This window comes from Pseudomonas sp. S30 (genome assembly GCF_016518545.1).
Taxonomy (GTDB): Bacteria; Pseudomonadota; Gammaproteobacteria; order Pseudomonadales; family Pseudomonadaceae; genus Aquipseudomonas.
Map to the genome: position 1 here is coordinate 37,424 of NZ_JACVTO010000011.1, position 24,523 is coordinate 61,946.

Genomic DNA, 24,523 nt, shown 5'->3' on the forward strand with positions numbered 1-24,523 from the left:
ACTGTCAACTGTTTTTTTAAAGCTAAGCCACTGATTCTAAAAATGTTTGCTCGGAAGATCGCTCAGAGGGCGCGTAGAGGATTTTCACCGGACCGCTGGCAGGTGTTTATTATTATTGATAGCATCGCTCCATGCGTTAAAAATATAAAACACGAGGTTTTCACCATGGCCAATACTCCCTATCCTCAGTCCTACTACGCCGCCTCGGCCAATCCGGTGCCGCCGCGCCCGGCACTGCAGGGTGAGGTGGAAACCGATGTGTGCATCATCGGTGCAGGCTATACCGGGCTTTCCAGCGCGTTGTTCCTGCTCGAGAACGGCTTCAGGGTAACCGTGCTCGAAGCGGCCAAGGTCGGCTTCGGTGCCTCCGGGCGCAACGGCGGTCAGATCGTCAACAGCTACAGCCGCGATATCGATGTCATCGAACGCACTGTCGGTCCAAGACAAGCCCAACTGCTGGGCGAAATGGCCTTCGAGGGTGCGCGGATCATCCGCGAGCGTGTCGCCAGGTACGATATCCAGTGCGATCTCAAGGATGGCGGTGTCTTCGCGGCCCTCACCAGCAAACAGATGGGCCATCTGGAGTCGCAGAAGCGGCTGTGGGAGCGTTTCGGACACACCCAGCTCGAACTGCTGGACGCCAAGCGCATTCGCGAAGTGGTGGGCTGCGACAACTACCTGGGCGGCCTGCTGGACATGAGCGGCGGTCATATCCATCCCCTGAACCTGGCGTTGGGCGAGGCTGCCGCGGTCGAGTCGCTGGGTGGCGTCATCCATGAACAGAGTCCGGCAGTGCGCATCGAGCGCGGTGCCAGCCCGCTGGTGCACACCCCGCAGGGCAAGGTGCGCGCCAAGTTCATCATCGTGGCGGGCAACGCCTACCTGGGTAATCTGGTGCCTGAGCTGGCCGCCAAGTCCATGCCCTGTGGTACCCAGGTGATCACGACAGAGCCTTTGGACGAAGCGCTGGCCCGGTCGCTACTGCCGCAGGACTATTGCGTGGAAGACTGCAACTACCTGCTCGACTACTACCGCCTCACTGCCGACAAACGGCTGATCTTCGGTGGCGGGGTGGTGTACGGCGCCCGTGATCCGGCGAACATCGAGGCGATCATCCGTCCGAAAATGCTCAAGGCTTTCCCGCAGCTCAAGGATGTGAAGATCGACTATGCCTGGACCGGCAATTTCCTGCTCACCCTTTCGCGCCTGCCCCAGGTCGGTCGCATCGGCGACAACATCTATTACTCTCAGGGCTGCTCCGGCCATGGCGTCACCTACACCCACCTGGCCGGCAAGGTCCTGGCCGAAGCCCTGCGCGGTCAGGCCGAACGTTTCGATGCGTTCGCCGATCTGCCGCACTACCCCTTCCCGGGCGGGCAGCTGCTGCGGGTGCCGTTCAGCGCCCTCGGCGCCTGGTACTACAGCCTGCGCGATCGGCTTGGGTTCTGAACCGCTCAGGGCAGCGGCCTTCAGGGGGCATACCCCCTGCCTGAAGGTCCGTGCCGACCGAAACGGCGTTCATCGCTCCAGGCTCTGCATGGCCTGCCTGGCAGCGACTTCCTGACCGTCACGCGCCAAGGCTCCGGCAGCCTCCTGCCAGCGCTGGCGGTCCACCTTGGCCGGCAGCCGCTTGGGTGGTTGAATCAGCACAGCCCATGCACCTTCCTTGTTCCAGGCACTGTCGAAGGTGTCGAAATCCAGCAGATGGCGACGGCTCATTCCCGAGCGCAGAAGCACTCGCTGCTTGTACCGGTCATAGCCGATCAGCACCGCGTAGCGTGGCTCGCCGAACAGCGCGGAACCGTCGTGATAGCGCAACAGCACCGGATTGCCGGCAGCCACCTGGGTCAGCAGCGCGTCCAGCCGCTTGTCCAGCGGGTATACCACCATCGCATACTCGCGAGCCACCTTTGGAATGGCCGATTCCAGTGAGTCCGCGCCCTCAGGCAGGTGCAAGGGTCCATCCAGCAAGCCAGGGGTGATGGGCGCACCCTGCGACGAGAGCAAGGCGGCCAGGGCCATCGCACCGCTGTGGTTGGCATTGCCGCGATAGAACGGCACGCTGCTGATTTCCACGCGCTGCGGCAGCGATTCGAGCGATGCCGGTGTGGACGATGCGCATCCGAGCAACTGGGTCGCCAGCAGACCTGCAATCAGCAGACGGCAGCAGCGACCGACCCGAGGTTTGAGAAAATCGTGCGGCATGAACTCTCGCTTGTCTCGACGCCCGACCGAGACGTCAGGCACTGGCGTCAGATCATAGGCGCGGCAAGCGCGCGGGTACAGCCTGCCGCGCGTTTTGCGTCGAGCCGGCAGATCAGACTTAAAGCCAATGGAACGTCACCAGGGTAGCGCTACACTAAAGAAGTGTCTGGAGGGCAAGGCCGAAAGCCGGTCCAAGAGAAGGAGGCACACCCATGAGCCTGACAATGGCAATCATCACGCTGGTAGCGATGTGGCTGAGCGTTGCAGCAGCCATGTTGTGGGGGGTACTGCGTATCGCGCGCCGTCACGCCCGTCCTCACCACGCCCCATCCACTGCCCCATCCACGCCGCGCCCTCTCCAACACGCGCGGCGGCATGCAGGGGCACATTGACCTGATGGCATGAGGGGCTGCAAGCAGCCCCTCAATTCTTTCCCGTCTGGCGTTATGCCTGCTCTCGTCGAGTTCTTGCCCGACGGGCCAGTATATTCAGCACCTCGATCGCCGTTGAGAATGCCATCGCGGCATATACGTAGCCCTTCGGAACATGTGCGCCGAAGCCTTCGGCGATGAGCGTCATGCCAATCATGATCAGGAAGCCAAGTGCCAGCATCACCACGGTCGGGTTGTCGTTGATGAACTTGGCCAGCGGGTCGGCGGCGACCAGCATCACGATCACTGCGCTGATCACGGCGATGACCATGATCGGCAAATGCTCGGTCATACCGACGGCGGTGATGATGCTGTCGACGGAAAACACGATGTCCAGCAACAGGATCTGACCGATGGCGGCGGCAAAGCCCAGGGTCACGGTGGAGCCAGCCTTGGACATTTCCTTGGCGCCTTGCGAATCGACACTCTCATGGATCTCCTTGGTCGCCTTCCACAACAGGAACAGGCCACCGGCGATGAGGATCATGTCTTTCCAGGAGAACGCGTGGCCGAGCACCTCGATCACAGGTTCTGTCAGCTGGACGATCCAGGCCACCGTGGACAGCAATGCCAGGCGCATGATCAGTGCCATGCTGATGCCGATACGTCGCGCTTTCGAACGGTACGCCTCAGGCAGCTTGTTGGTGAGGATGGAGATGAAGATCAGGTTGTCGATACCCAGGACGATTTCCATCGCGACCAGGGTAGCCAGTGCCACCCAGGCGGTCGGACTCACGGCCAGTTCCAGCAAATATTCCATGTGAGCGTCCTTTTATCAGATGTCCTGGGTATCGCGCTGTTCGGAATCAGGGGCAGGCTTTTCCCGATCCGCGCCCAACGTGTCGTTCAGCGCCTGCTGGGCAGCCTCGTGGGTACTCTCGAGCGCCTGGCTCGCCGACTCCCGGGCCTGGTCGACTACCTGGCTAGCCGACTTCTGCACCTGATCGCAGCCGCCGATGGCCATTAGCGTCAATGCCGCTGCCCCCGCTATGACGATGGATTTCAGTTTTAGCATGTTATCCCTCTTTCGTTGATCGACGACGCCTAACGCGCCTGATGGAAGGGATTTTAAAAAAGGTAACAATTCAGGAAAATTCGTATTTTCACGCTGTATACTTCGGTTTTTACGAAGTATCAGGCAGGCCATGCTCAACTATCGGCAGTTGCATTATTTCTGGGTGGTAGCGCGTACGGGCAGCATCGTGCGCGCCAGCGAACAGCTCAACCTCACTGCGCAGACCATCAGCGGGCAAATCAGCCTGTTCGAGCAGACCTACGATCTGCAACTGTTCCAACGCGTGGGACGCCAGCTGGAACTGACCGAAACCGGACGACAAGCCCTGGGCTACGCCGAGCAGATGTTCCAGCTCGGCAGCGAGCTGGAAACGCTGCTGCGCGCCGGCCCCCAGGAGCAGATCCTGTTTCGGGTCGGCGTCGCCGACGTAGTGCCCAAGTCGATCGTCTATCGCCTGCTGGCACCGACCATGGCCGCCAATGAAACCCTGCGTGTCAATTGCCGGGAGGACAAGCTCGAGCGCCTGCTGGCCGACCTTGCCATCCAGCGCCTGGACCTGGTGATCTCCGACAGCCCCATGCCCAACCATCTGGACATCAAGGGCTATAGCCAGAAGCTCGGCGAATGCGGCCTGAGCTTCTTCGCCACCGAGGCGCTGGCTACAAGCCTGCCCTCGTCGTTCCCGGCGTGCCTGCACGAAGCGCCGCTGCTGATTCCGGGCCAGGAGACGGTGCTGCGCAGCCGGCTGCTGCGCTGGCTGGCCGAGCAGCAGGTTCAGCCGCGGATCGTCGGGGAATTCGATGACAGCGCCCTGATGCAAGCGTTCGGCCAGTCAGGCAGTGGTATCTTCGTGGCGCCCAGCGTGATCGCGGACGAGGTCTGCCGGCAGTATGCAGTACGGCTGATCGGGCAAACGGATGCGGTGCAGGAATCGTTCTATGCGATCTCCGTGGAGCGCAAGGTCAAGCATCCCGGCATCATCGCCATCACCGAAGGTGCCAGGCGAGACCTGTTCAGCGGTTGAGGCCGTGCAGAAAGCGGCTGTCGGTCATGTCCCATCGACGGTGTGTTAGAGTCCACGGTTTGTCCAGATTCGGAACCCCGCTGCACATGACTTCTGCCTTTCGCTTCCTGAACCGCACCAGCCTGGTGACGCAGATACTCATCGGCCTGGCGGCCGGAATCGCGCTGGCCCTGATCGCGCCCAGCCTGGCTCGGGACATGGCGTTTCTGGGCAAGGTGTTCGTCTCGGCACTCAAGGCGGTGGCGCCGATCCTGGTGTTCGTTCTGGTGATCGCCTCCATCGCCAATCATCAGCAAGGGCGGCAAAGCCACATTCGACCGATCCTCTGGCTGTACCTGTTGAGCACCTTTGGCGCCGCCGTAGTTGCCGTGGTAGCGAGCACGGCCTTCCCCTCCCCCCTGCTGCTCAGCACACAGGACGTGTCACTGGCCGCGCCAGGCGGTATCACCGAAGTGCTGCAAGGCCTGTTGCTCAGCGCCGTGGACAACCCGGTGAGCGCCTTGGTGAACGCCAATTTCATCGGCATCCTGACCTGGGCGATCGGTCTGGGCGTGGTACTGCGCCGAGCCGGCAAGGCGACGCGCGGCGTCATCGACGACCTGTCCACGGGCATCACCGAACTGGTGCGCGTCGTCATACGCTTCGCGCCGCTGGGCATCTTCGGGCTGGTCACCTCGACGCTGGGCGAGTCGGGGATGAGCGCGCTGCTGGGCTACCTGCACCTGCTGGGCGTGCTGATCGGCTGCATGCTGTTCGTCGCGCTGGTGATGAATCCGCTGATCGTCTGGTGGAAAATCCGCCGCAACCCGTACCCGCTGACCCTGCTCTGCCTGCGCGAAAGCGGCATCACCGCGTTCTTCACCCGCAGCTCGGCAGCGAACATCCCGGTGAACCTGGCGCTGGCGCAGCGTCTGGAGTTGCATGAGGACACCTACTCGGTGTCCATTCCGCTGGGTGCGACCATCAACATGGCGGGCGCCGCGATCACCATCACCGTCCTTACCCTGGCGGCAGTTCACACCCTGGGCATCACTGTGGATGTGCCGACCGCGATCCTGCTCAGCGTCGTGGCAGCGGTCTGCGCCTGTGGCGCATCGGGCGTCGCCGGCGGATCCCTGCTGCTGATTCCGCTGGCCTGCAACCTGTTCGGCATCCCCAGCGAGATCGCCATGCAGGTCGTGGCTGTCGGGTTCATCATCGGCGTCCTGCAGGACTCTGCTGAAACCGCACTGAATTCTTCCACCGACGTGCTGTTCACCGCCGCTGCCTGCGAAGCCATGGAACGACGCGCCTCCTGACCAGCTTGAGCAAATACAGCGATTGCCTGCGGTCAATCCAGGCCCTAGGCTAGTGGCCTTTTCCTAGCAATGAGGCAGGGACATGTCGGAACACGAAACCGCAGGCGAAGGCCGCTTCAACAGCGTGGAGATCCGTGTCCTCGGATCGCTCATCGAGAAGCAGGCCACCAGCCCGGAAAGCTATCCACTGACCCTCAATGCGCTGGTGCTGGCCTGCAATCAGAAGACCAGTCGCGAACCGGTGGTGACGCTGTCGCCCGGCCAGGTGGGCCAGGCCCTGCGCGCGCTCGAGGGGCAGGACATGACGCGCTTGCAGATGGGCAGCCGCGCGGATCGCTGGGAGCACCGCGTGGACAAGACCCTGGAGCTGGTTCCAGCGCAAGTGGTGCTGATCGGCTTGATGTTCCTGCGCGGACCGCAGACCGTCAGCGAGCTGCTGACGCGCAGCCAGCGGCTCCATGGGTTCGAAGACCTGGAGCAGGTCCAGCATCAGCTGGACCGGCTCGTGTCACGGGGCCTGGCCGCTCATCTGCCGCGCCAGCCGGGCCAGCGCGAGGACCGCTACACCCATGCCTTGGGCGATCCCGCCGAAACCGAAGCCATTCTCGCCGCGCGCCAGCACGAGGCAGGGTCGCGAGGCGTCGGGAGCAGTGCGGCGGTTGAGCGTATCGATGCGCTGGAAGCCCGGATCGCGGCGTTGGAGGCACGCCTGGCTCAGCTGGAAGGCTGACAGCGCGACCGGCCATGGCCTCACCGACAGGCAAAAACCGCACTCACCCGAAGGTGAGCGCGGTCTCTGGTTGACGCTGGACTCAGGCTGGCGCCGAGGTCCGGATCAAATGGTCGAAGGCAGCTAGCGAAGCTTTGGCACCTTCGCCCACGGCGATGACGATCTGCTTGTAAGGCACAGTGGTCACGTCACCGGCTGCGAACACACCGGGCACGCTGGTCTGGCCTTTGGCGTCGACGATGATCTCGCCACGCGGTGACAGCTCGACCGTTCCCTTGAGCCAGTCGGTGTTCGGCAGCAGGCCGATCTGCACGAAGATCCCTTCGAGCGGCAGCTCATGAACCTGTTCGGTACTGCGGTCCTGATAGCGCAGACCGGTGACCTTCTCGCCGTCACCCAATACCTCGGTGGTCAGTGCTCGGGTGATCACCTTCACGTTGGGCAGACTGTGCAGTTTGCGCTGCAGCACGGCGTCGGCACGCAATTGGCCGTCGAATTCGATCAGCGTGACCTGGGCAACGATGCCCGCCAAGTCGATCGCGGCCTCCACGCCCGAATTGCCGCCACCAATTACCGCCACGCGTTTTCCCTTGAACAACGGGCCGTCGCAATGGGGGCAGTAGGCTACACCGCGGGCACGGTATTCCTGCTCGCCAGGCACGTTCATCTCGCGCCAGCGTGCACCAGTGGCGAGGATCACCGTCTTGGCCCTGAGCGACGCGCCACTGGCCAGGCGGACTTCGTGCAGACCACCCTCGGCACCCGGCACCAGCGCCTCGCCTCGCTGCAGGTTCATGATGTCCACCTCGTACTGCTTGACGTGTTCTTCCAACGCCATGGCCAGCTTGGGGCCTTCGGTGTCCTGCACGGAGATGAAGTTCTCGATCGCCAGGGTGTCGAGCACCTGGCCGCCGAAACGCTCGGCCGCGACCCCGGTACGGATGCCTTTGCGCGCGGCGTAGATCGCTGCGGCGGCACCGGCCGGGCCACCGCCGACCACCAGCACGTCGAAAGCGTCCTTGGCGTTGATCTTCTCGGCCTGGCGGCTACCGGCACTGGTGTCGATCTTGCCGAGGATTTCCTCAAGACCCATGCGCCCTTGGCCAAACACTTCGCCGTTGAGGTAGACGCTCGGCACGGCCATGATCTTGCGCGATTCGACTTCTTCCTGGAACAGCGCACCATCGATCGCCACATGGCAAATGCCAGGGTTGAGCACGGCCATCAGGTTCAGTGCCTGAACCACGTCCGGGCAATTCTGGCACGACAGGGAGAAGTAGGTTTCGAAGGTGAATTCGCCTTCCAGTGCACGGATCTGCTCGATCACTTCGGCACTGGCCTTGGAAGGGTGTCCGCCCACCTGCAGCAGGGCCAATACCAGGGAGGTGAATTCGTGGCCCATGGGAATACCGGCGAAACGCAGGCTGATATCGCCCCCTGGGCGGTTGAGCGAGAACGACGGCCGACGTGCATCAGCGCCGTCCTCACGCAAGGTGATTAACGTCGACAGGCCGGCAATCTCCACCAGCAGGTCATGCATTTCGCGGGACTTCGCACCGTCATCGAGGGAGGCAACGATCTCGATCGGCTGGGTGACCCGCTCCAGGTAGGTTTTCAGTTGCGATTTAAGCGTGGCGTCCAACATACGGGCGATTCCTTTTTCGATACTCGGATACAAAAACGCCCAGGCGAAGTCGCCCGGGCGTTTGACGGGGCAGCGTCAGCGTCAGCTATGGCGGCCGCTCACCGCCCACGTGGGTGACATGACTTCAGATCTTGCCGACCAGGTCCAGCGATGGCGCCAGGGTGGCTTCGCCTTCTTTCCACTTGGCCGGGCAGACTTCGCCTGGGTGGGCAGCGACATACTGAGCGGCCTTGACCTTACGCAGCAGCTCGGTGGCATCGCGGCCAACGCCGCCATCGTTCAGTTCGACGATCTTGATCTGACCTTCTGGGTTGATCACGAAGGTACCGCGGTCAGCCAGGCCGGCTTCTTCGATCAGCACATCGAAGTTGCGAGCGATGACGTGGGTCGGGTCACCGATCAACGGGTACTGGATCTTGCCGATGGTGTCGGACGTGTCGTGCCATGCTTTGTGGGTGAAGTGGGTGTCGGTGGAGACACCGTAGATTTCCACGCCCAGTTTCTGGAACTCGGCATAGTTGTCGGCCAGGTCACCCAGTTCGGTCGGGCAAACGAACGTGAAGTCGGCCGGATAGAAGAACACGACGGACCACTTGCCTTTCAGGTCGGCTTCGCTGACCTGGACGAACTCGCCCTTGTGGTAGGCGGTGGCGTTGAACGGTTTGACTTGGCTGTTGATGATAGGCATGTAAACACTCCTTCGAGGGTTGAGTCACTGAGTTGAATAATGGGGTGAGCAAGTTTCGATGGAGTAATCCTACCCAATACCCCCGGCAATGGCTCATTGGCAAAGCTCATGCTGATGATTGGTTTTGGCTATAAGGAGTGCTGGCCGATAGCGTATTTGTCGATATCTACTGCGGTGCCCTGCCCGTCATGCAGGTCGATGCCTGCTGCGCGGTGAATTCGAGCCAGCACCTGGCGTCGGCACCCTCGCCCCAGACGACCTCCACGCGCCCTTCATCGCTGGCCGAGCGCACATGCAGGCGACTACCCTGCCCCACCATGCCCACTTCAGCGCCGTCCATGTCGTTCACCAGCGCACCGAATGGCAAGGCGTGGCCCTTTTCATCACGCGCCTTGAGAATGAGCTGGCGACCACTGCGGGTGGGATAACGCAGCAGCGACGCCGCCCCTGCCCGGGGGATCACCGACTGACCACTGACCTGAAGCTCCACCTCCTGGGACATGCCCTGTGGATCGAGCTCGACGGTGTTGACGCTGTAGGGGCTCAATGAGGGCACGACCGCATACCCCCGCGCGTCCAGCTGCACACCGGGGAATTGCTGGATGCGCGCAGCCTGGGCTCCCGGTGCATGGACGATGGCGAAGCTTTCACCGAGCGGCTGTGCCAGGGTCACGCCACCGGCGTGCCCGACCACGGCGCCACGCGCGCCCAAGGCCATCTGTCGCCATCCGGGGCGCTGAGCGACGGCAGCCGTCCACTCGCCCGCCCCGCCACGGTGCAGCAGGTTGGCGTCCAGCCCTGTGGAGGCCTGGGCACCTTCCACACGCGTAGCCGATACCCCATAGCCCCACTGGCCCTGTTCGCCAGCGGTCGAGCTCCAGCGCACGTTGCTCGACCCCCGGCCCTGGGCGTCACGGTGCAGATTGCTGCTCAGCGAGCCCCGGCGTCGTTCCCCCAGGGGCATGCTGAACGTGAGCCGCATGGCGTTGAGCGGCTGACCGTCACCGCGGTGCTCCCGGCTCAGTGTCAGGCCATAGGAGAGCGACCCCATATGGTGGTAGTACCCCGCGCTGAACTCACTGCTGCCGCCGACGCTGGAGCGCTCGCTCCCGCTGGCGCTCAGACTCAGACGGCCGGCGCCGGGCAGGCTCTGGTGCAGCGCCAGTGCGGCGCGCCAGCGCTGGCCGGCAGCCACAGCGGTTCCACGATTGCGCATGGATTCATTGAACGTGTAGTAGCGGCTGTCCTGGCGTCGCGTCAGGTTGGCGCTCAGGTCGGTAGCGCTCGCCGAGAGCCGCTGTCGCCAGCTCAATCGCAGCGCTTGTCCTTGCACCACAACCTCGTTCTGGAGCGACGTTCGAGCATGCTGGGCGGTCAGGCCAAAGGCGCCCATACGGCTGTTGATCGCCGTGCCTGCTGCAACCGCCTGGTAGTCATCGGCGATCCAGGCGCCACCATGGACGCTGAATCTGCTGTCCAGGCCCTGTTGCCAGCTTCCCTGGAGGTAGCGTGGACCGGTGCGTCCCAGATCGTCCCGCCAGAACCCTGCGCCGAGATCCATGCGACTCGCGCCTTCGCGCAGCGCGAGCGGTGCTGTGCGGTAAGGCACATCGAAGCGCCGGATACGGCCATCGGCCTCACGCAGGGTGATCTGCAGATCGTCGTTGAGACCACTGGCAGGCAAGTCCGGCACTTCGAAAGGCCCAGGAGGAACGGTCGCCTCATAGAGCAGCGCGCCACGCTGACGTATGCTCAGCAGCGCCGTACTGTCGGCCACCCCCCGCACAACGGGGGCGAAGCCACGCTGCGAGCGAGGCAGCATGCGCTCGTCAGTAGACAGCCGCAGGCCGCGCAATGCGCTGCTGTCGAACACATCGCCCGACACATACCCATCGCCCAGCGTGACCTGCGCCCGCCAGGCCGGAAGATCGCGGCGCACCGAGGTCATCCCCGCCCGATAGCGGGCCGAGCGGTCATCCTCGACCTGCGCCTGCCCTTCGTGGCGCCAGTACCAGACGCCGGTATTCAGGCCAGCATCGAGCCCCAGATAACCCAGGCGATAACGCTGGCCGGAACGCGTGTCGTGCTGCTCGTGAAGATTCAGCCGGTAGTCGAGAAAGCCTGCCGTGACACCGGCATCCCAGCTCTCGACGGGTAACAGGTCCTGAGGCTCGCGCACCAAGGCAGATTGCGCGATCTCCAGGCGCAACTGCAGGTTGCCGAAGTCCAGGTCTTCACTGGCATCCACGGGCAGTGACGTCAGTGCAACGCAACGGTCTTCCGAGGCCTGGCCACCGGGCAGACTGGAATCCAGCTCGGCCATGGCCAGCCCCAGGCTTTCGAGCAGCGCCCGGTCATAGCAGGGCGCTGCACGGCCCGAGTCGTCGAACGCCCTCAGGCGGAGGGTTCGACGCCCCATCCACTGCTGGTTGAGGGTGATGTCCATCGTATACTCGCCCTCAGGCACTGCTGCGTCGACCTGATAACGCAGCAGGTCGCTGGAGCTGCCTCCACGCAGCAGACGAGGGTCGAATTCCACGGCAGCGGCCAAATCGGCAAGTACCGATACCAGACCGATCACCAGCCGCCGCTTGCGTGTCGCCATGCCGCGTCTAACCGTTGCCAGCAGATCTTAGAGCAGACGTGGCCGGTCTCGCGGCACCGTAGTCATCCAGGTAATCGTAGCGAACTTCTTCGAGCGATCCCGGACGCTGGGGCGGCTGCTGCAAATCGAACTGCGCGCTGCCCATGGGCGGGACATGACCCGGTTCGGCTTTGACGGCAACTGCGCCGCGCACGGCCTCGAGCCTGCCGAGGTTGACATGGTAAGGCGTGGGGTTGTGCGCTTGCAGGACCCAGCCCTCGGTGCCCTGGGTGACCTGCCAGGTAAGTTGGGCATGGGCGTCGGCGGCTTTGCCCGGCAATCCCTGAGGCCGATAGAACAGCTTTATACGACTGCGCAGGGAAATTTGCAGGCTGTTGCCGCCGCCACCCTTGGGCGGCATATCCAGTACGTTCAGCCAGAACAGGCTTTCTCGATCGCGTGGCATCTCGCGGCCGTCGTGAAAAAGCCTCAGGCTCTGCTGCTTGCCGGCGTCCAGGCGAAACAGGGCCGGCGCCAGGCTGAAAGGGCCGTCCAGTTCAGCATCGGGCTCCTCCAGCGCACCCTCGTCGATCCAGACCTGCACCAGCGAAGGAAGGCGCCCTTCATTGCTCAACCTGACCGTCACCTCGGAGGCTGAGGCCGGGAATACCACGCGGGTATTGGCGACCACCACGCTGGCATCGACCTGCGCGCATGCCAGACAGGCAGCCACGAGCACAGCGTATCCCGCGACACTGGGTGAAAACTTCATGAGATGGCACTCGAGGCGGAGGGCGGGACGGCCTGAGGCCAGCCCCGCAGGTGATGGGTTAGAGATAGTCGAGCGAGTAGCGGACCCGGGACGTCACCGTGCCAGGCGTGGTCGCACCCAGCGAGTAGTACTCGACGAAGTAGTTCAGCGTCGCCTTGCCGTCCACGATATCGACGACCTGGGAGTTCTGACCACCCTTGACGCCGGCCAGGTTCATCACGCCCTTGCCGCTGTTGAGCAATTGCAGCTCGACGTTGCTGCTGCCTCCGGCATCGACTATCAGTCGTCCCTCAGGGCTGATGGTCGGGCCTGGCTCGAAATAGGTCGAGACCCGACCGACATGATTGCAGCCGGTCAGTTGCAGGGCGAAAGGCGTCTGCCCCTCGACATCCCCCGCGCGTACGAGCTTCGCGGCGTTGACATCCGGAAGGACCACTGGCACGTTGCCATCTCCGCCGTTGACTACGCAGGTAGGTGCCAGCACCCGCCCCTGGAACGAGATTTCGCCGTGATCGGCGTGGGCTACGCCTGCTACCATCAGCGAACCGAAGATTCCTGCCAAACCATGTGTGATTTTGTTCATGCGATCTTCCTGAAAAGGTCGGTCAGGCACACGCTCGACCGGCGCCGTTGCGGCGCATCGGAAGTATCGGCAGGGCAAGTCGGCAACACTGTCGGAGTAGGAAGGTGAACCTCTTGAGAAGTCGACGCCAGCCGTAGGATTCGATACCTGCGACTGGCGAAAGCGCTAGCGGGTGGCCGTGCGCAGGGTCACGAACTCCTCGGCTGCGGTGGGATGCACGCCAATGGTTTCGTCGAACTGCTGCTTGGTAGCGCCGGCCTTGAGCGCGATGCCCAGCCCTTGGACGATCTCGCCGGCATCCGCGCCGACCATGTGGCAGCCCAGGACCTTGTCGGTCTCGGCGTCCACCACCAGCTTCATCAGGGTCTTCTCCTGAACGTCGGTGAGCGTGAGCTTCATAGCGCGGAAGCGGCTCTCGAAGATCTTGAGGGTGTGACCGGCCTCCAGCGCCTGTTCTTCGGTGAGGCCTACGGTGCCGATGGGCGGCTGGCTGAACACAGCGGTAGGAATGTTCTGGTAGTCCACCGGGCGATACTGTTCAGGCTTGAACAAGTGGCGCGCCACAGCCATGCCCTCGGCCAGCGCGACGGGCGTGAGCTGCACACGACCGATGACATCGCCCAGGGCGAGCACCGACGGCTCGGTGGTCCGGTAGTGGTCATCGACCCGAATATAGCCGCGCTCGTCGAGCTCCACATCGGTGTTTTCCAGCCCAAGATCATCCAGCATGGGGCGGCGGCCGGTCGCATATAGGATGCAGTCGGCGATCAGTTCGCGGCCGTCCTTGAGCGTCGCCTTGAGACTGCCGTCGGCTTGCTGGTCGATACGCTGGACGTCGGCATTGAACTGCAGGTCCATGCCGCGTCGTTGCAGCTCCTGTTTCAGGTGCTCGCGCACCGCCCCGTCGAAACCACGCAGGAACAGCTCGCCGCGATAGAGCAAGGTGGTGTCTGCGCCCAGCGCCTGGAAAATGCCAGCGAATTCCACCGCGATATAGCCACCCCCGACCACCAAAACCCGGCGCGGCAGCTGTTTCAGGTAGAACGCTTCGTTGGAAGTGATCGCCAGTTCCTTGCCAGGAATGTCGGGCACGTCCGGCCAGCCGCCGGTGGCGATCAGGATGTGGGCGGCGCTGTAGCGTTGCCCCTCAACCTCCACTTCGTGCGGGCCGGTGATGCGTGCATGCCCCTGCAACAAGGTGACGCCGCTGCCGACCAGCAGGTCGCGGTAGATGCCATTGAGGCGCTCGATCTCGCGGTTCTTGTTGGCGATCAGACGACTCCAGTCGAAGTGGCCCTCTTCCAGCGACCACCCGTAACCGGACGCCTGTTCCATTTCATCGGCGACGTGGGCGGCGTAGACCAACAGTTTCTTCGGCACACAGCCGACGTTGACGCAGGTGCCTCCCAGATAACGGCTCTCGGCGACCGCCACCTTCGCACCGAAGCCCGCTGCGAAACGCGCAGCACGTACGCCGCCGGAACCGGCACCAATCACGAACAGATCAAAATCGTAGGCCACTTTCCAGACTCCACAAAAAAAGCCACCCGAGGGTGGCTGTTTTTACACACGGCTGCAAGCCCAAGGCCGATCAATAAGCCTTGCCGGTCTTGTAGTAGTTCTCGAAGCAGAAGTTGGTCGCGTCGATGTACCCTTCGGCACCACCGCAGTCGAAACGCTGACCCTTGAACTTGTAGGCGATGACGCAACCGCTGCGGGCCTGCTGCAGCAGCGCGTCGGTGATCTGGATTTCACCGCCCTTGCCCGGTTCGGTGTTGGCGATGATGTCGAAGATGTCCGGCGTCAGGATGTAGCGGCCGATGATCGCCAAGTTGGTCGGTGCATCCTCGGGCTTGGGCTTCTCGACCATGTTGGTCACGCGGAAGATGTCATCGCGAATCATGTCGCCGGCGATCACGCCGTACTTGTGGGTTTCCTGCGGATCGACTTCCTGGATGGCGACGATCGAGCAGCGGAACTGGTTGTACAGCTTGACCATCTGGGTCAGGACGCCGTCACCTTCGGGGTTGACGCACAGGTCATCGGCGAGGACCACGGCGAACGGCTCGTCGCCGATCAGTGGGCGGCCGGTGAGAATCGCGTGGCCCAGGCCCTTCATTTCGGTCTGACGGGTGTAGGAGAACGAGCATTCGTCGAGCAGGCGACGGATACCGACCAGGTACTTTTCCTTGTCGGTGCCCTTGATCTGATTTTCCAGCTCGTAGCTGATGTCGAAGTGATCTTCCAGCGCGCGCTTGCCGCGACCGGTGACGATCGAGATCTCGCTGAGGCCGGCGTCGAGCGCTTCTTCCACCCCGTACTGGATCAGCGGCTTGTTGACCACTGGCAGCATTTCCTTGGGCATGGCTTTGGTAGCCGGCAGGAAGCGAGTGCCGTAACCGGCTGCCGGGAACAAGCATTTTTTGATCATAAACATCCTTAGACGAAGGCTGGGCCTGTGGTATTCGGCGCAGTCTAATCAGGCGGCAGTCACCTTACAATGCCCGACCCCTGGCCGACCGATGCCATGATAGAGATAACCCAGGGTGGATAGTTCCGATGGATCATAAATATTGCGCCCATCGAACAGCACCGGCATGCGCATCAAACCGCGTATGCGCTGAAAGTCCGGCTGGCGAAACTGCTTCCACTCCGTCACCAGCACCAGCGCGTCGGTGCCCTCGACGCAACCGTAGGGATCTTGCGTCAAGCGCAGCTGGCCGCTGGCGACAGCATCTGCGTAGCGAGCGGCAACACCCCGCAACGCCGCTGGATCGCAGGCCTGCACCCGAACCTCGGCCGCGAGCAGCGCATCCAGCAGGACCAGGCTGGGGGCCTCGCGAATGTCGTCCGTGCCTGGCTTGAAGGCCAGCCCCCATACCGCCACGCGGCGCCCGCGCAAGTAGCCGCCGAAATGCTGCTTCAGGGCCTCGAATAGCAGGGTCTTCTGTTCGGTGTTGCGCGCCTGCACGGCCTGCAAAATGGCGGGTGAGTAGCCATGCTGCTCGGCAGTGTGGATCAGCGCACGGACATCCTTGGGAAAGCACGAGCCGCCATAACCGCAGCCGGCGTAGATGAAGTCGTGGCCGATGCGCCGATCGCTGCCCAGGGCCCGGCGAACCTGCTCGACGTCCACCTCCAGCCGCGAACACAGCCCGGCCAGTTCATTGATGAAGGAAATCTTGCTGGCCAGAAAGGCATTGGCGGCGTACTTGCTGAACTCGGCGGCACGTGGGCTCATGCACAGCACCCGTTCGCGGTTGCGCACGAAGGGTGCGTAGAGTCGCTCCAGACGCTCCCTGGCCGATGGACTGAGGGTTCCGAGAATGATCCGGTCAGGGCGCATGAAGTCCTCGACGGCGCTGCCCTCCTTTAGAAACTCGGGATTACTGGCCACCTCCACGGCAAAACCAGCACCGCGTTGGCGCAGTGCACCGCCGATCAGGGCGGCGACTCGCTCGGCCGTCCCCACTGGCACCGTCGACTTGTTGACCACCAGGCACGCTCTAGTCAGATGCCGGCCCAGACTCTCGGCCACCGTGAGCACATGCTGCAGGTCCGCCGAGCCGTCTTCCTGGCTCGGCGTGCCGACTGCGATGAACACCACTTCTGCTCGCGCGAGCGCCTGACTCGGTCGCTCGCTGAAGCTCAACAGCCCGGAGTCCAGGCCTTGGCGCAGCAGTGCAGCCAGCCCTGGCTCGTAGAGGGGGCACTCGCCCCGTCGCAGTTGCGCCACACGGAAAGCATCATGGTCCAGACACACCACCCGATTACCCATCTCGGCGAAACAGGCGGCCGTCACCAGCCCTACATACCCCGCCCCGATCACACAGAGTTCCATGGCCGCGCTCCGTCGATGAAGAGGCGTCCATTGCACCCCGCGATCGATTGCAGGGCAGTGACAGAGATGCGGCGCAAGGATGACAGCCGTCAGCGCTCAACCACCGGTGCCCTGCCCGATCAGCACCCCCTCGATCCGTTGCCCGTAAAGATTGACCCCATCGTTGGCATGGAACTTGACGCGGGTCTTTTCGATGGAGCCTTCGACCAGACGCGGATCCTGCGGTCGCTCATGGCGGTTGATCCAGGCCGCCACGTCCCACGCCTGCTGGTCGCTGAGACTGCCGCGCTTGCCCAGTGGCATGTTGTGCTTGATGAACGAAGCCGCCGTGTTGATGCGATGCATGCCGGCGCCCCAGTTGTAGGCATCTTTGCCCCACAACGGCGGCATCACATAGTCATCGGCCACTTTCTGGCCCTGCCCCTCATCGCCGTGACAGATGGCACACTGCTGGCGGTAGACCTCCCGGCCCCGTGCGAAATCGTAGCCACCCTTGGGTGCGGGGACCTCCGGGTAGCCCCGGCCGGGCGTCTCTATCGCCGTGCGTGTCCCCGTCGACAACCAATAGGAATAGGCAGTCAGGGCGGTCATCTGCGCACTGTCGGCAGCGGGGGGGCGACCGTTCATGCTGAACTGGAAGCAGCCCTGGATACGTTCGGCGTAGGTATTGACCTTGTCGTTTTTCTTGCGGTACGCCGGATACATCGGATAGGCACCCCATAAAGGCGCCGAGTGTGCCATGCGGCCCTGATCGAGGTGGCAACTGCTGCAATTCATGCCATTGCCGACCGCCTCGGGCATCAGGCGTCGGGTGTCGACGAACAGAGCGTGGCCCTGACGCACCATGTCGCCAAAGGCGTTGTCCGGCAGGTCGGCTTCGGCTGGTGCTACGAAAGATGCAGCGTCGGAACTGGCCTGCAGCTTGAGCTGCGTCTGGTCCTCCATGGCGATGGGGGCGGCCTGGGCGCCAGCGGTGCTCAGCAGCAGCAGCGTGAATAGCGTACTCATGGCCGCACCTCCGTTTGGGGAAGCTGGGCGAAGTAATCGGCCACGGCGATTATCTCCGCATCGCTCATGGCTTTGGCGACACCCACCATCAGTTGATTGGGGTCGTTGCGCCGTGAGCCATCGCGCCAGGCGTTCAACTGCCCTGCCAGGTACGCCGTGGGCTGCCCCGCCAGTGGCGGGAATGCATCGCCCAGGCCGCCACCGCCTGGTCCGTGGCACTGTACGCAACCCGGAATCTCACGACTCCAGTCACCATAGAGGGCCAGGCGTTCGACGGCACTGGCGGCCATCTGCTGCCGACGCAACCCGCTGACAGGCTCGGCAGGCAGCGCCGCCAGCCAGGTGCTGACAGCCTCACGCTCTTGCGCGCTCAGGGCGCTGGCCAACGGCGTCATCACCGGCTGCTGGCGGCTGCCTGCGGCGAAGTCGTCGAGCTGCTTGCGCAGGTAGGCTGCCGAGAGTCCGGCCAGGCGAGGGAAACCGGCGGCGGCAATGCCCTTGGCGTCAGCGCCATGGCAACCGAGACAGGCCATGGCGGCGGGGTTCTGCCCGCCTTGAGTGAAGATGTTCTGGCCATCGGCAGCCTGCACCGGGGGCCCGACCAGGATCAGCAAGCTGCCGATCATGAGGCGACTCATCGAGTTCATCAGGGACTCTCCATTTCCTTGTTATATGCTTAGTCTTAAAAGACATAAGGAAATGGATAGTAGTCATCATGCCTGAAGCCTGATGTTGTCCCTACGCAAGGAAAGGACTTATCTCAACGTCAATCGCCAGCCGATTGAGCTGGATCAAGATCCGGAAATGCACTGGGTCGCCGCAGTGCGCACATCCCCCAGGCGCAGCGGGAAGTTGTTCAAACGCTCATGCACCTTGATGGCGCTGCCACTGTTGCGTTTACTGATGTCGAACAGCGCAGCAGGACCGGCGCCAGCAGTGAGCTTCTGCGGCACGATCAGGCGCAGCCCTTCGCCGCGCACTTCCTCGGTGAGTGGATCACGGGTTTCGCTGAGCTTGCCCTTGACACAGTCGGCGTATTCGCGGGGTGTCTTGCCGGAAATCACGTCCATCGTCTCGCGCGACTGCTCCAGCTCCGAGACACTGACGCACCCGCCCAGCATGAGCGCCGCCGCTGCCATCATCCACCTCATTTGCGTATCTCCGCCGTTCAAAGAACTGCTTCGACCGTGCCCAAGGCATTTTTCTCCCGAGCAGGATTGCTTTTGTATCGACAGCGACCGGCCAGCCCGGCGAGCCGCGGGACATCATGGTATCTTTGGCGCTTTGCAGATACGACCTTGCGGGGCCTTCGATGAAATTCACCCACCAGCGCGAGCACCTGAACGAGGACGACATCGTCGTCATCGAGTGCTCCCAGCGTTGCAACATCCGCCTGATGAACGACGCCAACTTCCGCAGCTTCAAGAACGGAGGTCGTCATACCTATCACGGCGGTCTGTTCGAGCGCTTTCCGGCCAAGATCACGGTACCCAGCACGGGCTTCTGGAACATCACGCTGGATACCGTCACCACCCGCCCGATCTCGGTGACGCGCAAGCCTACCTTCACTCACAAGATCAAGATCATCCGGCGCTCGTCGTCGAAACTGGGATAAGCCCTTCATGACCCACAACACCAAGTACGTCATCAAATACAAACTCGATGGACAGCGCCGCTGGGACTTCGCGGTGATGCCTGACGCGTCCGAAACCCAGGCGCTGGAGGCGCTGCGCAAGATTCATGGTGACGATGTTCGCAACGTCTCGGACATCCAGGTCAGCAAGGCCCTGTAGAAACTCCATCACCTTCCCCACAGCGAGTGCCGTTCGATGAATACCTGGCCAGACCGCCGCATCCTCGATCTGCTGAACATCCAGCTCCCCATTCTCCAGGCCCCCATGGCCGGCGCCGGTGGATCGGCGCTGGCCATCGCGGTGGGCAACGCGGGCGGCCTGGGCGCCCTGCCCTGCGCCATGCTCGGTGCCGAGCAGATCGCCGAGGAAGTGGCTGCGTTTCGCACGGCCTGTCAGGCACCGTTGAACCTCAATTTCTTCTGCCATGCCGCGCTACCGCGAGACGCGGCGCGTGAAGAGCGCTGGAGGCAGGCGCTCAAGCCGTATTATGACGAAGTCGGCGCCGACTTCCAGGCGCCGACGCCCGTCTCCAGCCGCGCACCGTTCGACGAACAGACCTGCCAACTGGTCGAGCGCCTGCGACCACAGGTAGTGAGCTTTCATTTCGGCTTGCCGGAAGCGGGCCTGCTGGGCCGGGTCAAGGCTACGGGTGCACGCATCCTGTCCAGCGCGACGACCGTGGAAGAGGCAGTCTGGCTAGAGCAGCGGGGCTGCGATGCGATCATCGCCATGGGCTACGAAGCCGGCGGTCACCGAGCAATGTTCCTGAGCGAGGATCTCACCACCCAGATCGGCACGTTCGCCCTGGTGCCGCAAGTGGTGGATGCGGTGAGCGTGCCAGTGATCGCCGCAGGCGGCATCGGTGATGCGCGCGGCTTGAGCGCGGCGCTCGCGTTGGGCGCGTCGGCCGTGCAGATCGGCACCGCCTACCTGTTCACGCCCCAAGCGAAGGTCTCTGCCTTCCATCGCCAGGCACTGGACACGGCGGCGGCTAGCCAAACCGCGCTCACCAACCTGTTCACCGGGCGGCCGGCCCGAGGCATCCTCAACCGTGTCATGCGCGAACTGGGCCCCGTCAGCGATCTTGCGCCGCATTTCCCCCTGGCAGGCGGCGCGCTGATGCCCCTGCGCGCGATTACCGAGGCGCAGCATCGCGACGATTTCAGCAACTTGTGGGCAGGTCAGGCGTTGCGCCTGGGACAGCGGCGGGATGCCGGAGAACTGACGCGGGACATCGCCCTCGGGGCATTGCGCCGCTAGCGCCGACCCTGGCTACGCCGGCGTGGGGTGCTCACTCGCGCCGCCTCTTTCCGTCTGATGTCCATTCGCTATATATTCACGTATATAACGACAACCTCAGGAATGACTCCGATGCGCAGACCCCTTCTGCAACTGACTGCCACCGCCCTCGCCAGCCTGCTGTCGCTGGGCCACGCCTGGGCCGACGAGGTCCAGGTCGCGGTAGCCGCCAACTTCACCGCACCGATCCAGGCGATCGCCAAGGATTTCGAGAAGGACACCGGTCACAAGCTGGTGGCCGCATTCGGCGCGACTGGGCAGTTCTACGCACAGATCAAGAATGGCGCACCGTTCGAAGTGTTCCTGGCGGCCGATGACACCACACCGGCCAAGCTGGAGCAGGAAAAGGCCATCGTCCCAGGCTCGCGCTTCACCTATGCCATCGGAACCCTGGCTCTGTGGTCGGCCAAGCCTGGCTATGTCGACGACAAGGGCGAGGTGCTCAAACAGAACGCCTACCAGCATCTGTCCATCGCCAATCCCAAGACCGCGCCGTACGGCCTGGCCGCCACCCAGGTGCTGGACAAGCTCGGCCTCACCGCCGCCACCAAAAACAAGCTGGTCGAAGGCCAGAACATCACCCAGGCCTTCCAGTTCGTCTCCACCGGCAACGCCGAGTTGGGGTTCGTAGCCCTGTCGCAGATCTACAAGGACGGCAAAGTTGAAAGTGGTTCGGCGTGGATCGTCCCGTCCAGTCTTCACGAACCGATCCGCCAGGACGCGGTGATCCTGGAGAAGGGCAAGGATAATCCTGCCGCCAAGGCGCTGGTCGAATATCTCAAGGGGCCCAAGGCTGCCGCCGTGATCAAGTCCTACGGCTACGAAATCTGATGCCACTGGATGCCAGCGACCTGGGTGCGGTCTGGTTGACCCTGAAATTGGCCAGCCTCACCACCGTGATCCTGTTGCTGGTGGGCACTCCGATCGCCTGGTGGCTGGCGCGTACGCGCTCCTGGCTGCGGGGGCCGATCGGTGCGGTGGTGGCCCTGCCTCTGGTGCTGCCGCCGACGGTCATCGGTTTCTACTTGTTGATCGCCCTGGGTCCCAATGGCTGGTTGGGCCAGGCGACCCAGGCACTGGGTCTGGGTACCGTGGTGTTCAGTTTCACTGGCCTGGTGATCGGCTCGGTGGTCTACTCCATGCCCTTCGTGGTCCAGCCGCTGCAGAATGCGTTCAGCGCGATTGGCCAGCGTCCACTCGAAGTGGCCGCCACACTGCGCGCCAGTCCCTGGGACAGCTTCGTGCACGTAGTGCTGCCGTTGGCCCGGCCTGGCTTCGTCACCGCCAGTATCCTGGGCTTCGCCCATACCGTGGGCGAATTCGGCGTGGTGCTGATGATCGGTGGCAACATTCCAGACAAGACCCGGGTGGTCTCGGTGCAGATCTTCGATCACGTCGAGGCCATGGCCTATTCGCAAGCGCACTGGCTGGCCGGCGCCATGCTGGTGTTCTCCTTCCTGGTGCTGCTGATGCTCCATGCCGGCCGCCGTGGCAAGACTGCCTGGAGCTGAAATGAGTTCACGCCTGCACGCCCGCCTGAAGCTGGTCCGCGACGATTTCACCCTGGATGTCGAACTGGATCTGCCCAGCCGCGGCATCAGCGCCTTGTTCGGCCATTCCGGCTCGGGCAAGACGTCCTGCCTGCGCTGCCTGGCGGGGTTGGAGCGGGCCGACGAGGCGTTCATACAGGTCAATGGCGACGTCTGGGAAGACTCCCGTCGACAGGTGTTCCTGCCGCCGCACCGACGACCGCTGGGCTATGTATTTCAGGAGGCCAGCCTGTTCCCCCACCTCTCCGTACACGGCAACCTGACCTTCGGGTGGCGCCGCGTAGCGGCGAATGAGCGTAAGGTGGAGCTGGAACGGGCCTGTCAGTTGCTGGGCATCGGCGCGTTGCTGGAGCGAAAGCCAGCTACCCTGTCCGGTGGCGAGGCCCAACGTGTAGGTATCGCTCGAGCGCTGCTCACCAGCCCGCGACTGCTGCTGATGGATGAGCCCCTGGCGGCGCTGGACGGGCCGCGCAAACGTGAAATCCTGCCTTATCTGGAGCGTCTGCACGACGAATTGGACATCCCGGTGGTCTATGTCAGCCATGCACAGGACGAGGTGGCACGCCTGGCCGACCACCTGGTGCTGCTCGAACAAGGCAAGGTCATGGCCAGCGGCCCCGTCGGCCAGACCCTCGCGCGCCTGGACCTGTCGCTGGCGCAGAGCGAAGATGCAGGCGTGGTCCTCGAAGGCGTGGTCATCGGTGGGCAACCGGACTACGGCCTGTTCGAACTACGCTTGCCGGGCCCGGTCAGTACTGTCCTGCGCATCGCCCATCCGGACTTGCAGATCGGCAACACCCTGCGCCTGAAGGTGCAGGCGCGCGACGTGAGCCTCACGCTTACCCAGGACATCACGTCGAGCATCCTCAACCGGCTGCCCGTGACGGTGCGCGACTGCAGGCCAGCCGACAATCCAGCCCATGTACTGATCAGCCTCGATGCGGGCGGCAACCCGCTGCTGGCGCGCATCACCCGCTATTCGGCCGAGCAGTTGCAAGCCCAGCCCGGTCGCCACCTGTGGGCGCAGATCAAGTCGGTGGCGCTGCTGACCTGAGCAACTCGGCGACCGGTGTTGTCCACCGTTCAGATCACTGGTCGACGGACGACGCCATGCACGAGATAACCCTGCCCCGTACCTTGCATTATGTCGATGACGCTCAGCCGGGCTTCAGTCGCAAACGGTGGCGCGACCGCTTCATCTACCTGAACCCTGAAGGTGAGCGGGTGCGCGACAAGGAGATCCTGGCGCGCATCGCAGCGCTGGTCATTCCGCCCGCCTACACCGACGTCTGGATCTGCCTGGACCCCCAGGGACATCTGCAGGCCACTGGACGCGACGCCCGAGGGCGCAAGCAGTATCGCTACCATGTGGAGTGGCGCACGCTGCGTGACGAGCACAAATATGCCCGGATGCTGGCCTTCGCCCAGGCACTGCCGAAACTGCGTCGCCAGCTCGATGCACATCTGGCGCGCCCGGGCATGGACCGCGAGAAGGTCATGGCACTGGTGGTCAGCCTGCTGGACAACACCTTGATCCGCATCGGTAACCAGCAGTATCTACGCGACAACAAGTCCTACGGACTCACAACCCTGCGTAACCGCCATGTGGAGGTCAAGGGCAGTACCATCCGCTTTCAGTTTCGAGGTAAACGGGGCGTGGAGCACAGCATTACGCTGCGCGACCGCCGCCTGGCCCAACTGGTCAAGCGCTGCATGGAGCTGCCAGGGCAGGAGCTTTTCCAATACCTGGACGATGAAGGCCAGCGCCATCGAATAGGCTCGGCCGACATCAACCTGTTCCTGCAGCAGCTCACCGGCTCGGATTTCACCGCCAAGGACTACCGCACCTGGGGTGGCAGTGCCTTGGCCCTGAACCTGCTCCGACCCCTGTCCTGGCAACCGGAGACCGAAGCCAAACGACTGGTCACCGGTATCGTGCGGGAAGTGGCTGGCCGGCTGGGCAATACTCCGGCAGTCTGTCGGCGCTGCTATATCCATCCTGCCGTACTCGAGCATTTCCACCTGGGACGCCTGGCTGATCTCCCACGGTCACGGGCACGCAAAGGGCTGGAGCTGGAAGAAGTCGCCTTGCTGGGTTTCTTGCAGGCCCTGGAATCCGTAACCTGAGTGATTGAGTCAGACTATTTCCTGTATGCATTAGGGAAATTTCACTTAAGACTGTACGCGTCATACTCTTGTCACCAGGGACGTAAGCC

26 protein-coding genes are annotated in these 24,523 nt (G+C 63.2%); 12 read left to right on the forward strand and 14 right to left on the reverse strand.

Annotated elements, in window-relative coordinates:
• Nucleotides 1–165: 165 nt before the first annotated feature.
• On the forward strand, nucleotides 166–1,449 hold the full coding sequence (locus IAE34_RS13880) for an NAD(P)/FAD-dependent oxidoreductase (RefSeq protein WP_200139534.1): 1,284 nt from the start codon (nucleotides 166–168) through the stop codon (nucleotides 1,447–1,449).
• A gap of 69 nt (nucleotides 1,450–1,518) precedes the next feature.
• On the opposite strand, the gene IAE34_RS13885 is transcribed toward IAE34_RS13880, so the two are convergent.
• Nucleotides 1,519–2,205: a peptidase C39 family protein gene (locus IAE34_RS13885; protein WP_200139535.1), complete on the reverse strand. Its 687-nt coding sequence runs from the start codon at nucleotides 2,203–2,205 to the stop codon at nucleotides 1,519–1,521.
• Nucleotides 2,206–2,417: 212 nt separating this feature from the next.
• On the opposite strand from IAE34_RS13885, the gene IAE34_RS24355 reads away from it, so the two are divergent.
• A complete protein-coding gene (locus IAE34_RS24355; RefSeq protein WP_233631147.1) occupies nucleotides 2,418–2,597 on the forward strand; it encodes a hypothetical protein in 180 nt (59 codons plus the stop codon).
• Nucleotides 2,598–2,649: 52 nt separating this feature from the next.
• Here the strand turns inward: IAE34_RS24355 and IAE34_RS13890 are convergent, their stop codons facing one another.
• Nucleotides 2,650–3,396, reverse strand: coding sequence for a TerC family protein (locus IAE34_RS13890; protein ID WP_200139536.1), 747 nt, complete (start codon nucleotides 3,394–3,396; stop codon nucleotides 2,650–2,652).
• A gap of 15 nt (nucleotides 3,397–3,411) precedes the next feature.
• Nucleotides 3,412–3,651, reverse strand: coding sequence for a hypothetical protein (locus tag IAE34_RS13895; protein ID WP_200139537.1), 240 nt, complete (start codon nucleotides 3,649–3,651; stop codon nucleotides 3,412–3,414).
• A gap of 130 nt (nucleotides 3,652–3,781) precedes the next feature.
• Between IAE34_RS13895 and nhaR the strand changes: the two genes are divergently transcribed.
• From nhaR to IAE34_RS13910, 3 genes are all read left to right on the forward strand, one after another.
• On the forward strand, nucleotides 3,782–4,675 hold the full coding sequence (nhaR, locus tag IAE34_RS13900; protein WP_200139538.1) for a transcriptional activator NhaR: 894 nt from the start codon (nucleotides 3,782–3,784) through the stop codon (nucleotides 4,673–4,675).
• A gap of 86 nt (nucleotides 4,676–4,761) precedes the next feature.
• Nucleotides 4,762–5,973: a serine/threonine transporter SstT gene (gene sstT / locus IAE34_RS13905; RefSeq protein WP_200139539.1), complete on the forward strand. Its 1,212-nt coding sequence runs from the start codon at nucleotides 4,762–4,764 to the stop codon at nucleotides 5,971–5,973.
• Nucleotides 5,974–6,055: 82 nt separating this feature from the next.
• Nucleotides 6,056–6,703, forward strand: a complete 648-nt coding sequence (locus tag IAE34_RS13910; RefSeq protein WP_200139540.1) for a YceH family protein — start codon at nucleotides 6,056–6,058, stop codon at nucleotides 6,701–6,703.
• Nucleotides 6,704–6,785: 82 nt separating this feature from the next.
• Here IAE34_RS13910 and ahpF read toward each other — a convergent pair whose 3' ends face one another.
• The 11 genes from ahpF to IAE34_RS13965 form a co-directional block, all read right to left on the reverse strand.
• Nucleotides 6,786–8,348, reverse strand: coding sequence for an alkyl hydroperoxide reductase subunit F (ahpF, locus tag IAE34_RS13915; protein WP_200139541.1), 1,563 nt, complete (start codon nucleotides 8,346–8,348; stop codon nucleotides 6,786–6,788).
• A 124-nt stretch (nucleotides 8,349–8,472) separates the two neighbouring features.
• On the reverse strand, nucleotides 8,473–9,036 hold the full coding sequence (gene ahpC / locus IAE34_RS13920; protein WP_196109961.1) for an alkyl hydroperoxide reductase subunit C: 564 nt from the start codon (nucleotides 9,034–9,036) through the stop codon (nucleotides 8,473–8,475).
• A gap of 166 nt (nucleotides 9,037–9,202) precedes the next feature.
• Entirely contained in the window at nucleotides 9,203–11,641 is a 2,439-nt protein-coding gene (locus IAE34_RS13925; protein ID WP_200139542.1) for a fimbria/pilus outer membrane usher protein, read from the reverse strand.
• A gap of 7 nt (nucleotides 11,642–11,648) precedes the next feature.
• Complete coding sequence (locus IAE34_RS13930; RefSeq protein ID WP_200139543.1) at nucleotides 11,649–12,392, reverse strand: fimbrial biogenesis chaperone; 744 nt, start codon at nucleotides 12,390–12,392, stop codon at nucleotides 11,649–11,651.
• A gap of 58 nt (nucleotides 12,393–12,450) precedes the next feature.
• Nucleotides 12,451–12,975 carry a fimbrial protein gene (locus tag IAE34_RS13935; protein WP_200139544.1) on the reverse strand — a complete coding sequence of 175 codons (525 nt, stop codon included), beginning with the start codon at nucleotides 12,973–12,975 and terminating at the stop codon, nucleotides 12,451–12,453.
• Nucleotides 12,976–13,140: 165 nt separating this feature from the next.
• Nucleotides 13,141–14,496 carry a glutathione-disulfide reductase gene (gorA, locus tag IAE34_RS13940; protein WP_200139545.1) on the reverse strand — a complete coding sequence of 452 codons (1,356 nt, stop codon included), beginning with the start codon at nucleotides 14,494–14,496 and terminating at the stop codon, nucleotides 13,141–13,143.
• Nucleotides 14,497–14,566: 70 nt separating this feature from the next.
• Complete coding sequence (gene galU / locus IAE34_RS13945; protein ID WP_200139546.1) at nucleotides 14,567–15,406, reverse strand: UTP--glucose-1-phosphate uridylyltransferase GalU; 840 nt, start codon at nucleotides 15,404–15,406, stop codon at nucleotides 14,567–14,569.
• Nucleotides 15,407–15,454: 48 nt separating this feature from the next.
• Nucleotides 15,455–16,816, reverse strand: coding sequence for a UDP-glucose dehydrogenase family protein (locus IAE34_RS13950; protein WP_200139547.1), 1,362 nt, complete (start codon nucleotides 16,814–16,816; stop codon nucleotides 15,455–15,457).
• Between the two features lie 96 nt (nucleotides 16,817–16,912).
• Nucleotides 16,913–17,824 (reverse strand): c-type cytochrome, encoded by a 912-nt coding sequence (locus IAE34_RS13955; RefSeq protein ID WP_200139548.1) that lies wholly within the window; start codon nucleotides 17,822–17,824, stop codon nucleotides 16,913–16,915.
• Nucleotides 17,821–18,471, reverse strand: a complete 651-nt coding sequence (locus IAE34_RS13960; protein WP_200139549.1) for a c-type cytochrome — start codon at nucleotides 18,469–18,471, stop codon at nucleotides 17,821–17,823. The genes IAE34_RS13955 and IAE34_RS13960 overlap by 4 nt, the downstream gene beginning before the upstream one ends.
• Nucleotides 18,472–18,615: 144 nt before the next feature.
• A complete protein-coding gene (locus IAE34_RS13965) occupies nucleotides 18,616–18,975 on the reverse strand; it encodes a hypothetical protein (RefSeq protein WP_200139550.1) in 360 nt (119 codons plus the stop codon).
• 116 nt (nucleotides 18,976–19,091) lie between these two features.
• Between IAE34_RS13965 and IAE34_RS13970 the strand changes: the two genes are divergently transcribed.
• From IAE34_RS13970 to IAE34_RS14000, 7 genes are all read left to right on the forward strand, one after another.
• A complete protein-coding gene (locus tag IAE34_RS13970) occupies nucleotides 19,092–19,439 on the forward strand; it encodes a DUF1883 domain-containing protein (RefSeq protein ID WP_200139551.1) in 348 nt (115 codons plus the stop codon).
• A 7-nt stretch (nucleotides 19,440–19,446) separates the two neighbouring features.
• Entirely contained in the window at nucleotides 19,447–19,617 is a 171-nt protein-coding gene (locus tag IAE34_RS13975; protein WP_200139552.1) for a hypothetical protein, read from the forward strand.
• 36 nt (nucleotides 19,618–19,653) lie between these two features.
• On the forward strand, nucleotides 19,654–20,718 hold the full coding sequence (locus tag IAE34_RS13980) for an NAD(P)H-dependent flavin oxidoreductase (protein ID WP_200139553.1): 1,065 nt from the start codon (nucleotides 19,654–19,656) through the stop codon (nucleotides 20,716–20,718).
• Nucleotides 20,719–20,829: 111 nt separating this feature from the next.
• On the forward strand, nucleotides 20,830–21,588 hold the full coding sequence (modA, locus tag IAE34_RS13985; RefSeq protein ID WP_200139554.1) for a molybdate ABC transporter substrate-binding protein: 759 nt from the start codon (nucleotides 20,830–20,832) through the stop codon (nucleotides 21,586–21,588).
• Nucleotides 21,588–22,268: a molybdate ABC transporter permease subunit gene (gene modB, locus IAE34_RS13990; protein ID WP_200139555.1), complete on the forward strand. Its 681-nt coding sequence runs from the start codon at nucleotides 21,588–21,590 to the stop codon at nucleotides 22,266–22,268. Before modA ends, modB begins: the two co-directional genes overlap by 1 nt.
• Before the next feature lies 1 nt (nucleotide 22,269).
• Entirely contained in the window at nucleotides 22,270–23,361 is a 1,092-nt protein-coding gene (gene modC, locus IAE34_RS13995) for a molybdenum ABC transporter ATP-binding protein (RefSeq protein WP_200139556.1), read from the forward strand.
• 56 nt (nucleotides 23,362–23,417) lie between these two features.
• Nucleotides 23,418–24,434: a DNA topoisomerase IB gene (locus IAE34_RS14000; protein WP_200139557.1), complete on the forward strand. Its 1,017-nt coding sequence runs from the start codon at nucleotides 23,418–23,420 to the stop codon at nucleotides 24,432–24,434.
• The last annotated feature ends 89 nt before the right edge of the window (nucleotides 24,435–24,523 follow it).

What these genes read in the sequence shown, in the direction of transcription:
- IAE34_RS13880 (WP_200139534.1), top strand. Translation starts at nt 166, where the DNA reads ATGGCCAATACTCCCTATCCTCAGTCCTACTACGCCGCCTCGGCCAAT.
- IAE34_RS13885 (WP_200139535.1), bottom strand. Translation starts at nt 2,205, where the DNA reads ATGCCGCACGATTTTCTCAAACCTCGGGTCGGTCGCTGCTGCCGTCTG.
- IAE34_RS24355 (WP_233631147.1), top strand. Translation starts at nt 2,418, where the DNA reads ATGAGCCTGACAATGGCAATCATCACGCTGGTAGCGATGTGGCTGAGC.
- IAE34_RS13890 (WP_200139536.1), bottom strand. Translation starts at nt 3,396, where the DNA reads ATGGAATATTTGCTGGAACTGGCCGTGAGTCCGACCGCCTGGGTGGCA.
- IAE34_RS13895 (WP_200139537.1), bottom strand. Translation starts at nt 3,651, where the DNA reads ATGCTAAAACTGAAATCCATCGTCATAGCGGGGGCAGCGGCATTGACG.
- nhaR (WP_200139538.1), top strand. Translation starts at nt 3,782, where the DNA reads ATGCTCAACTATCGGCAGTTGCATTATTTCTGGGTGGTAGCGCGTACG.
- sstT (WP_200139539.1), top strand. Translation starts at nt 4,762, where the DNA reads ATGACTTCTGCCTTTCGCTTCCTGAACCGCACCAGCCTGGTGACGCAG.
- IAE34_RS13910 (WP_200139540.1), top strand. Translation starts at nt 6,056, where the DNA reads ATGTCGGAACACGAAACCGCAGGCGAAGGCCGCTTCAACAGCGTGGAG.
- ahpF (WP_200139541.1), bottom strand. Translation starts at nt 8,348, where the DNA reads ATGTTGGACGCCACGCTTAAATCGCAACTGAAAACCTACCTGGAGCGG.
- ahpC (WP_196109961.1), bottom strand. Translation starts at nt 9,036, where the DNA reads ATGCCTATCATCAACAGCCAAGTCAAACCGTTCAACGCCACCGCCTAC.
- IAE34_RS13925 (WP_200139542.1), bottom strand. Translation starts at nt 11,641, where the DNA reads ATGGCGACACGCAAGCGGCGGCTGGTGATCGGTCTGGTATCGGTACTT.
- IAE34_RS13930 (WP_200139543.1), bottom strand. Translation starts at nt 12,392, where the DNA reads ATGAAGTTTTCACCCAGTGTCGCGGGATACGCTGTGCTCGTGGCTGCC.
- IAE34_RS13935 (WP_200139544.1), bottom strand. Translation starts at nt 12,975, where the DNA reads ATGAACAAAATCACACATGGTTTGGCAGGAATCTTCGGTTCGCTGATG.
- galU (WP_200139546.1), bottom strand. Translation starts at nt 15,406, where the DNA reads ATGATCAAAAAATGCTTGTTCCCGGCAGCCGGTTACGGCACTCGCTTC.
- IAE34_RS13950 (WP_200139547.1), bottom strand. Translation starts at nt 16,816, where the DNA reads ATGGAACTCTGTGTGATCGGGGCGGGGTATGTAGGGCTGGTGACGGCC.
- IAE34_RS13955 (WP_200139548.1), bottom strand. Translation starts at nt 17,824, where the DNA reads ATGAGTACGCTATTCACGCTGCTGCTGCTGAGCACCGCTGGCGCCCAG.
- IAE34_RS13960 (WP_200139549.1), bottom strand. Translation starts at nt 18,471, where the DNA reads ATGAACTCGATGAGTCGCCTCATGATCGGCAGCTTGCTGATCCTGGTC.
- IAE34_RS13965 (WP_200139550.1), bottom strand. Translation starts at nt 18,975, where the DNA reads ATGAGGTGGATGATGGCAGCGGCGGCGCTCATGCTGGGCGGGTGCGTC.
- IAE34_RS13970 (WP_200139551.1), top strand. Translation starts at nt 19,092, where the DNA reads ATGGTATCTTTGGCGCTTTGCAGATACGACCTTGCGGGGCCTTCGATG.
- IAE34_RS13975 (WP_200139552.1), top strand. Translation starts at nt 19,447, where the DNA reads ATGACCCACAACACCAAGTACGTCATCAAATACAAACTCGATGGACAG.
- IAE34_RS13980 (WP_200139553.1), top strand. Translation starts at nt 19,654, where the DNA reads ATGAATACCTGGCCAGACCGCCGCATCCTCGATCTGCTGAACATCCAG.
- modA (WP_200139554.1), top strand. Translation starts at nt 20,830, where the DNA reads ATGCGCAGACCCCTTCTGCAACTGACTGCCACCGCCCTCGCCAGCCTG.
- modB (WP_200139555.1), top strand. Translation starts at nt 21,588, where the DNA reads ATGCCACTGGATGCCAGCGACCTGGGTGCGGTCTGGTTGACCCTGAAA.
- modC (WP_200139556.1), top strand. Translation starts at nt 22,270, where the DNA reads ATGAGTTCACGCCTGCACGCCCGCCTGAAGCTGGTCCGCGACGATTTC.
- IAE34_RS14000 (WP_200139557.1), top strand. Translation starts at nt 23,418, where the DNA reads ATGCACGAGATAACCCTGCCCCGTACCTTGCATTATGTCGATGACGCT.